1 protein-coding gene is annotated in these 1,023 nt (G+C 77.8%); it reads right to left on the minus strand.

The features are described 5' to 3' along the window. Window positions 1-1,023: DEAD/DEAH box helicase (locus GTR00_RS21590; protein ID WP_240900785.1), on the minus strand; the 1,023-nt coding region annotated here is incomplete at both ends.

Below are 1,023 nucleotides of genomic sequence, written 5' to 3' on the forward strand. Positions count from 1 at the left end.
CCGCCGGCGGGCCGCCGGTGCGCCCGTCGGCGCCGCTCGCGCCGCCGCCCGCCCGGCCCTCGCCGCCGGGCTCGCCGTCCCCCTCGTCGCCGGCGTGCAGGCGCTCGTCCCACACCTCGTTCAGGCGCGCGGTCAGCCGCTCCGAGAGCCGCCGGGAGTTGGCGAAGACCAGCGTGGAGCGGTGCTCGGCGACGAGGTCGACGATGCGCTCCTCCACGTGCGGCCAGATGCTGGCCCGGCGCGGGTCGCCGGCCGCCTGGCCGGCCAGGTCGTCCTCGTCGGCCGGACCGCGCCCGGAGGAGTCCAGCTCGCTCATGTCGGGCACCGGCACCACCACGCGCAGGTCGAAGCGCTTGGTGGACTCCGGCTGCACCACCGTCACCGGCCGCCCGCCGGAGACCCACTCGGCGACCGTCGTCACCGGGCGCACCGTCGCGGACAGGCCCACCCGCTGGGCCGGCTCGCCGCCGGCGGCGCTGACCAGGGCGTCCAGGCGCTCCAGCGACAGCGCCAGGTGCGCACCGCGCTTGGAGCCGGCCATCGCGTGCACCTCGTCGAGCACGACGGTGCGCACCCCGCGCAGCTGCTCGCGCGCCTTGGAGGTCAGCAGCAGGAACAGCGACTCCGGGGTGGTGATCAGCACGTCGGGCGGGGTGCGGGTGAAGGAGCGGCGCTCGTCGGCGGGGGTGTCGCCCGAGCGCACCCCGACGCGCACCTCCGGCACGGGCAGCCCCAGGCGCTGCGCGGCCTGCCTGATGCCCGTCAGCGGGCTGCGCAGGTTGCGCTCGACGTCCACCGCCAGGGCCTTCAGCGGCGAGACGTACAGCACCCGGCAGCGCAGGTCGCGGTCCTCGGGCACCGGCTCGCCGGCCAGGCGGTCCAGCGCCCACAGGAACGCCGAGAGCGTCTTGCCCGAGCCGGTGGGGGCCACCACCAGGGCGTGCCGGCCGCGGCTGACGGCGTCCCAGGCGCCCAGCTGCGCCGGCGTGGGCGCCTCGAAGGCGCCGGTGAACCAGGCGCGGG

This window comes from Kineococcus indalonis (assembly GCF_009906395.1).
GTDB classification, from domain to species: domain Bacteria; phylum Actinomycetota; class Actinomycetes; order Actinomycetales; family Kineococcaceae; genus Kineococcus; species Kineococcus indalonis.